The sequence below is a fragment of the Vibrio sp. 1F263 genome (assembly GCF_041439035.1).
Lineage (GTDB): Bacteria > Pseudomonadota > Gammaproteobacteria > Enterobacterales > Vibrionaceae > Vibrio > Vibrio tasmaniensis_A.
Genome location: NZ_JBGONI010000072.1, coordinates 1 through 9175, shown reverse-complemented (window position 1 = coordinate 9175; position 9175 = coordinate 1). Strand labels below are relative to the sequence as shown.

The following is a 9175-nucleotide window of genomic DNA, read 5'->3' as shown; positions in this document are numbered from 1 at the left end:
ACACGACTGGGGGGTACATCGGCTTTGTGAAAGACGGAGCCAACCCAGAAGTTCCGGTCTTTACTATTAGCTTCTCTACTAGCACGGTGGGTGAATACACCTTTACGCTACTTGAAGCATTGGATCATGCTGATGGCCAAGCAAATAATGACTTGAGCTTTGAACTGCCCGTTTATGCGGTAGACCGCGATGGTGATGACTCATTGATGTCGCCATTGAAAGTAACGGTCAGCGATGACGTTCAAGGCATGCAAAATCAAACGCTGAGCATTACGGAACCAACGGTTGCAGATTTAGCCGCTGGTGTTGTCACGACAGGCACTGTTGATGTGATGCCAAACCAAAGTGCCGACGGGGCAACGATTACCCAGTTTACTTACGATAACAACGTGTACACGTTAATTCAGGGGACAACTGGAGAGCAGGTTTTCCCTGTTGCTGAAGGTAAACTGTATATCACTCTGGAAGGTGATGTCCGTTTCGAACCTAATCGCAACCTCAATCATTCAGGGGGCGATATTGTTAAGACGATTACGGTCACGTCTGAAGATAAAGATGGTGACGAAGTCACGTCGACCGTTACGCTTACTATTTCAGATGGTGCTCCGCCTGTTATTGATAACATACCACCAGTCGCTTTGGCTGAAGCAAACCTGCTTGATGGCACCTCTCCGAGCATAACGGTCACTCAAACCGGAACAATGACGTTTACATCTGGTAGTGATGATGTGAACCACTTCCGTATTGATACTGCGCAGTTCAACACAACTGGGGACCTAAAATCGGATGGTCTGGTTGTTAAGCTAAAAGAAGATCCTCTAAACAGCGACAATTATATTGGCTTCGTAGAAAACGGTGGTGTCCAAACGGACATTTTCACCATCACTTTTGATAGTTTGGTGCTTGGTCAATATACCTTCACATTGTTAGAAGAGTTAGATCACCTGCCTGTGCAAGGTAATAACGTTCAAATCTTCACTTTGCCAGTTATTGCGGTCGACCAAGACAATACGGATTCAGTAATTAAGCCTCTTACGGTGACTATTACTGATGATGTACCCGTCATTACGGATACAACAGTTGCGAGTACGTTTGTTGTTGATGAAGATGATTTAGGCTCTGTTGTGGCTCAAGCGACAGGCTCGTTTGTGACCACAGAAAGTGCAGACCAAGTAGAGGTTTACGAACTGCGTAACGTAGCCACTCTAGAAACTACTCTGACATCAGGCAATGAAGCGATTTCGATCACTGAGGTCACTGGGGCTGCGAACACAACTACCTACCAAGGTGCGACCACAAGCGGGACTCCGATTTTTACTCTTGCACTGGGTAACGATGGGTCATACACATTCACTTTACTTGGCCCTCTAAATCACGCTACTGGATCAAATGACCTAACCATACCATTTAATGTTGTGGCGGTAGACGGTGATGGCGATGACTCCAACCAGTATCAACTACCAATTCAAGTCATTGATGATGTTCCGGTAATGGCGCCGCCGACGGGCGAAACGGTTGTTGATGAAGACGACCTTTCAGGCATAGGTTCGGATCAATCTGACGACACTATCATCAATGGACTGTTCACCGTCGATGAAGGTGCCGATGGCGTTGTGAAGTATGAACTGGTTGATGAAGATTTAGTCTTGACCGGTTTAACCTCCGATGGAGAAAGCTTAGAGTGGCTAGCTGTTTCACAAAGCGGCACAAAATCCACATACGTTGCTCAAACTGTGACCAGCAATGAAGCGGTGTTTGAGATTGTTTTCGATACCTCTGATAACAGCTATCAATTCGAATTATTTAAACCACTGAAGCACCCTGACGCTGAAAACGAGAATACGATAAATCTTGATTTCTCCATCGTTGCTGAAGATTTTGATCACGACCAATCGAATGCGATCGATCTGAAGATCACGGTGACGGATGATGTTCCATTAGTGACAACACAATCGATTACTCGTGTTGAAGGTCAGGGTTATCGCGGTTCTATAGTCGATATGTTTGCTGATGCCACTGATGTAGGCGCTGATGGCGCTGAACTGAGCAAAATTGAGGCCTTTGACGGAAGTGGAATTGTTTTCCGTTCAGGGAACAATGGGCCTTACAGTAGTGATTTCGATTTAAATAGTGGTACTCAAGAGGTACGAGTATACGAGCAGATCAATGGCGCTGTTGATCCTCGAGAGCTGGGTCGACTGAAAATAAACTCAAATGGTGAGATTGAGTTTAGAGCCAATAATTACTTAGAGCATGTTGGTGATGAAATTAATTTCTCTATTAATGTAACAGCGAAGGATGGCGATTCAGATACGTCATCGACACCCTTGGACATCACTATTACGGATAGGAATTCGTCGAAAATCGCGCTGACAGTGACCACCTTTGAGGATGCGGGTAGAGACTCAACAATACCATATGCTGCAGGTAATGCTCCGATTCTTGAAAATATACAAGACAACCAAAGCGGTTTACCTAATGCACCAGCTCAAGTTGCGCTTCAGGTTAACCTGAATGACAGGGATAACAGCGAGTCTATCGGTCAACTGATTATAAAAAACAGTAACCATAGAGGCACGTTCTATTACTTTGAGGGTGGTGAGTATCACAAGTTAACGCCTGAAACTAACGGTCAAATATTATTTGGACCGCCTCAAATGCAACAAAGCTTTGCATTAAACCCGAGTGAAGTCAGACAAACTATTGCGACTATCGATAACCTGTTCTTTGTCCCTGACCAAAACTATGGTTCAGATAGTAATGGTGTTGAGATCCGCTATCAATTGGAGATCGATAATGGAGGCACTCTTGACCACAAAGTAAACTCAAGCTTCAAAATCGAGATTGAAGCGGTAGCGGATATTGCTACTTGGGATGATGGTAATAGCACTTATCAGTATCAAGTCAACGAAGATGAAGACAATGTCACACTACAGCTGAATGCAGAATCACAAGATAACACTCAAACTGAAACGATCACCTATGAGTTAGAAGTTATCGAAGGCGACGGGAAGTTTGAGCTTCTTGATAAAGACGGCAATGTGCTTACTCTGACGGCGGATGGTGTATATAAAATAGCAGCAGAAGACATTAACACCACCGTGGTTAACCCTATTGATAATTTCTCGGGTCAGATTGAATTCAAAGCAACAGCGGTTACAGAAGAAACACTGAATCCTTATGAAGATACTGCCAACGGCGGAGCAAATGATAAAACTGAGGCCCGTTCTGTAGAGCAAAACATCATTATTGATGTCACCGCTGACGCGGATGCTGGAAAGTTCAGTGTTAATCGTATTCAGATTAACGAAGACAATATAGATGATCCTGATTACATAGGTCCGCTAGCTAACAAAGATGCATTCACGCTAGACGAAGTCATTACCATGACAGGGTCGGTCGATACGGATGGCTCTGAAGAACTGTTTGTTCGTATCAGCAATATTACAGAAGGCGCAGTGCTTTACTTTGTAGGTACAACCACGGTAGTTCCTATTGTCAGTGGTAGCAATTACCACGAAATAGCGTATTCCGATTTGGCTAATGTTGAGGTGGTTCCAACTAAACACAGCAATGTGGATTTCACTTTTGATGTTACAGGTGTAGTGAAGGACACTGCAAACCTGTCAACCAACCCACAACAAGTCGATGTAGAAATACTCGGTACTAAAACGGTTAACGTTGAAGTGAAAGGGGTTGCTGACACACCTTATGGTGGGACGAATGGTACCGATTGGACCGCGATTACAGATGGTACTGCAAGCGGCGTTCAAACGACGATTCAAGAGAGTCAAAACGGCGACAGCTTTGCTCTGCTTGACTTTACGGTATTGTCGGGTGAGAGAAAGCCTGATACAGGCACTACACCATTACCGGACGATGGTTCCGAATCAATAACGGTCATCTTATCGGGTATTCCTGATGGCGTTATAATCGAGGATGGTGACGGTACGGTTATTGATCTTAATTTTGTGGGTTACGAAACCGGACCGGGTGGTAGCCCTGATTTATCAAAACCTATCTACGAAGCTAATATTACGGAGGCGGGTACAACGTCAGGTATTCGTATTCGACCTGTCGACTCTTCGACCGAGAATATCCACATTCAAGGCAAAGTGATCGTAACGGAAAACGACGGTCACACACTTTCTTTTGATCAAGAAATTCGAGTGTTGGTTGAGCCTATCATCGATACCTCAACAACCTACGACAACGTCACAAACGGGAACGAAGATACGGCTATCAACATCGATTGGCATCCTGAAGGCGTTGACTATATCGACTCAGATGAGCATTTCACCTCAATTAAGATTTTCGGTATTCCACCGGGTGTCACACCCACCGTAAATGGTGATGTGACTGTTGTGAATGATGGTGCGGGTACGTTAACGATTACCCCTAAAGACGCGAATCAGACGCCGGAACAATTTACCCAAATTGCATTAGCGAATAACTTTATTCAAATGACTCCGCCAACTGACTCTAGCGTTGATTTCACATTGACGACAGAGGTAGACGTTGAGGAGCGTGATCACGAATATGTGGACTCTTCTAACCCAGGTGAGGGTATTGCGACTGCGACGGTTAAAGGTACGATCAATGTTATCGTAAGACCCGTTGTTGAGACTCATGATGGCATCGATAATCAGCTTATCGTCGACGACGTGGCTGGAACTGGTTCTTTGGGTACGGTGAGCGCCGATCCTTTGACTGGTGTACTCAAGTTTACAACCAACAGCGACAATCCGTCCGCCACGGATGAATTTGTTATTCGATATCAAGAAACCGATGCATCATCTGCTATTGAGGAAGTCGACCAACTGGTTATTCAATTAACGAATAATGACCCGAATAAGACTCCATTATCAGATGACGTATTGAATCAATTACTCGTTATTGGCGCGGCTTATGAAGGCGATGGTCGTTGGGTTGTGACGAATGAGGACTTGTTTAGTATCAGTGCTCCTAATGGTCTTGGTTTCCCTCCTATTTCTAATCTTCCAGACGTATTCAATGACATCAAGATGACTATCTTTAGTACGGTGGTTGATCGCGGTGATGGTGTTGAGGTTGAGTCATCTCCTGCCGTTATTCGGGAAGGCGAAGTGACATTATCATTTCCAGAAGTACTTGTTGGGGGAGGCGAGGTTGCAGCTAACATTACAATGGATGCTAATAGTGTTGTCGACGCTATCGAAGACACGCAACTTGATTTAGGTGCAGCACTAAATGGTGTGATCACTTTCTCTGGAGAAGATGCTTCGGTAGACCAAGTGACCATTATCATTGATGACTCCGTGACCATTAACCCAGGAGGCACTTTCCCAATTAGTTTAGCGGGAAGCAGTGAAGTCGATTTTGTTAATGGAAAATATGTATTTGAGACAACCGTTGAACAGGGCGTTCCAACTGATTTCTCAGGGCTGTTACTTAACTTGCCTGCCGATTACTCTGGTGACTTTAGATTACCACTAACCATAGTGACCAAAGATACGCTCTCTGGTGATGAGAAAACGTTAGTTACCGACGTCGTCATCAAAGTCGCGCCAGATGCAGAGACGGACCCTACGATTGAGGTGAATGTCGTCGGTTCGCTTGATGATGCCTTTAATCCTGTTGATAACGACGGTCAGGCTGGACAAGATCAGGTGGGTTACGAAGACACCTACATTCAACTCGACTTCAATTCGACTATTTCGGATCAGGTATCAGGCGTCGAAGGGGGGCAAGAGGCGTTTGCATCCATTACTTTGACGTTGGATGACCCTTCAATAGGGGCATTCTATGACAATACGGGCACCTCACTTGGTACCTCAGTCACGTTTAATCAAGCTGAAATCGCGGCGGGGGCGCTCGATAATGTCCTCTTTAGGGCGATAGAAAACTACCCAACTGGAAATGATATTAACCAAGTGCAGATTAATGTAAGTGGTACAGTTACAGATACCGCAACCTACAATGATTCTGCTTTTCCGGTAGGCACTGCAACCGACTCCGATACCTTCAATACAAGTGTTCGTTTTGATGTTGTTCCGGTTGTTGATGATGTACATGTCTCTGGGCCGGGTAGTGATCCTGATGTAATCGAGATTACCGGCAACGAAGACCAGCTTATTTCCTTGTCAGGTACAGGACCTGTATCGATTGCACTGACTGACCTTGATGGATCAGAACAGTTTGTATCGATTAAGTTCACCGATGTACCTGATGGCTTCCAGATGCGTGTAGATGCTGGTTCTGCTTACACTGTGAAAAACAACGGTGGCGGTGAGTGGAGTGTTCAATTGCCTCAAGCTTCTGGGCTTTCATTCGACTTAAGTGAAATTTCGATTTTACCGCCTAAAAACTTCAGTGGTACTGCTGAGTTTGGTGTTGAAGTGTTCACTCAAGAGTCGCTACTTGGTGTACCGACTGCGGCTGCAAACTTACCAAGCTTCAAACTGCATGTGGTGCCTGTTGGTGACGATGTTGATACCAATCCTACGGACTCTGTAACAGGCAACGAAGGGCAGAATATTGATATCGAAATCAATGCGACTATTTTAGATAAAGAGTTGTCGGCCACAGGAAGCGGAACGTATACCGAAAATGCACCCGAAACCCTTCGAGTCGAAGTGGCTGGTGTTCCTCAAGATGCTTCTATCTACTACCCTGACGGAACCACTATAGGTAGCTATGATCCAGCGACGCAACTCTGGACACTAAACGTCCCAGCTCAGTCGTTAGATAAGATCGTATTTAACTCTGGCGAACATAATAGTGATACAGGTAATGCTTTGGGTATTAATGGTCCACTGCAGATTACCGTTCGTTCTGTGGATACAGATGCTGATAACACGGAGCATTTAGGCACACCAACGAGTTTCAATGTTGATTTAGTGATTGATCCTATCAACGATCAACCGACCTTTGTCAATGTGACTAACCTTGAAACGACAGAAGACTCTACTGGCGTGGCAATCAACAACTTTAGTATCTACGATATCGACGCAAACTTTGATAATCCAGATGCACCGTATGTACTGACGCTAAAAGTTGACCAAACACTGCCGGGTGCACAGGGCGAGTTTGTACTCCCAAGCACTCAATCCAATGGTGTGACATTTGTATTGCAGGCTGATGGCTCACTTGTCATGACAGGTAAAGAAGCTGACATCAATGCAGCGCTAACTAATGGCGAGGTTACGTTCAAACCGGACCCGGATCAGAACTATCTCAATCAGGGTGGGTTAGTGACCATTAATGCTACGATCGATGACGGTGGTAATAACGGTTTGATTGATGCGGGTGATCCGAATACCGCTCAAACGAATCAAACTACCTTCACTATTAAAGTGACGGAAGTGAACGATGCTCCGATAGCGAGCAATATTGATTTGGGCACCATGCTTGAAGAAGGTCAGCTAATCATCAAAGCTGAAGACCTGATTACAGCGACGACAGACCCTGAGGGGCATGCCATTACGGTAACTAAGGTCGAAATCGATCAAGGTCAGGGGCAAATTCAGAAGTTTGAGAACGTTGGTGGGGCGGATGACAATTCGATTAATGGCCCATACTGGGTATTCACGGCAGCTGATGATTACAATGGCGATGTTACATTCACCTATACCGTAGAAGATAACGGTACAACCAATGGCTCAAATGATTTCTTAACGGATACCGCGGAAATCAGCGTTGTGGTACAGGGTGTTAACGATACACCTGTTGTTAATGGTGACAATGTCACTGATTTTGTTGATGAAGAATCGGGTCAGCTGCTGAGTGGCATCAATGTCAGTGATCCTGATTATGTTGATTCATTTTCTAATGACTTGATGACGGTCACTTTGACGGTGGATTACGGAACGTTAAATGTGTCGCTGCCTGCCGTGACAACTGTGATGGTGAATGGCAACAACACAGGTTCGGTCATCTTAGTAGGTACCTTGAGCGACCTAAATGCATTGATTGACACACCGACTAGCCCTGCGGGTGTTTATCTGGATGCGAGCTTGTCTCCAACCAATAGCATTGGCTTGGAAGTCATCGCGAAAGATAGCGGAAACCCTTCTGGTATCGTCATTGAAACCACGCCTGTTATCTATGATATCGCAGTAACTCCTGTGGCGAATGCGCCGACCTTGTCGATTGATACTGCGTCTAACTACGTCAGAAATATCACCGCCAACCAGTCTGTAAGCGCTAGTGGCGTTCCTTTGGTTGGTATTATTGCAGCCTTGACCGATATTACGGAAGAGCTAACGCTACGTATCAGTGATGTGCCTGCTGGTGCTCAAATTACGAGTGATGTGGGTTCAGTGACTGATGTCGGTGGTGGTATTTGGATTGCTACGGCGGATGCGATTGACACTGTGAAAGTGGTCGGGCTTTCTGATACGCCGGGAAGCTACACACTCAAAGTGGAGGCGGTTTCAGAAGAGCTAGATAACAGCGATACCGCAACATCGGCTTCGATAGACCTCAATTTGAACATTGTGTCTAACGGTGTTGATATCGATTTAGCTACAGAAACCGACGATGTTCAGTTATTGGCAGGGGCTGGCAATATCGACCTGACAGCAGGTTCTGGAAATGAGCGTCTGGAAGGAGGTTCGGGTGACGATACGTTAGTTGGCGGTGATGGTAACGACACTCTCATCGGTGGAGACGGTTCCGATATTCTGACTGGTGGCGACGGTATGGATTCGTTTGTATGGTTCAACATCGAAGATGGTGTCGAAGATACGATTACCGACTTTAGCCTATCTGAAGGAGACCAACTCGATCTAAGAGAAGTGTTACCTGAGCTGAAAAGTGCCTCACCAGATATAACAACACTGCTGCAACACATTGATGCGAAGGTCGACGGGGATGATATTGAGCTTACGATTAACCCTGATGGCTTAGGCACGACAGAACAAGTGATTGTGGTTGAAGATCTTGCGCCTCAGCTGACGTTAAATGGCACCATGCCTTCTGATATTCTGGATGCGCTAGTACAGCAGAATGTTATGACTCACGGTTAACGCTCAATTGATAAGCGCTAGTGATTAGAAGTGAATAACTAAACCATAACGAAATAGGCCAGCAATGCTGGCCTATTTGTTATTAAATCTTGCTAAATGAGCCCCGATAAACGTATCCGCCCCATGAACCCACGGGGCGACTTGTCAGTGTTTGAAGTTCCAAGGTA

1 protein-coding gene is annotated in these 9175 nt (G+C 45.4%); it reads left to right on the top strand.

The window, feature by feature from the left end; all coding sequences use genetic code 11:
- The coding region (locus ACED25_RS22480; protein WP_371696161.1) for a cadherin-like domain-containing protein at positions 1–9008 on the top strand (9008 nt) is incomplete at its 5' end.
- Positions 9009–9175: the final 167 nt, after the last annotated feature.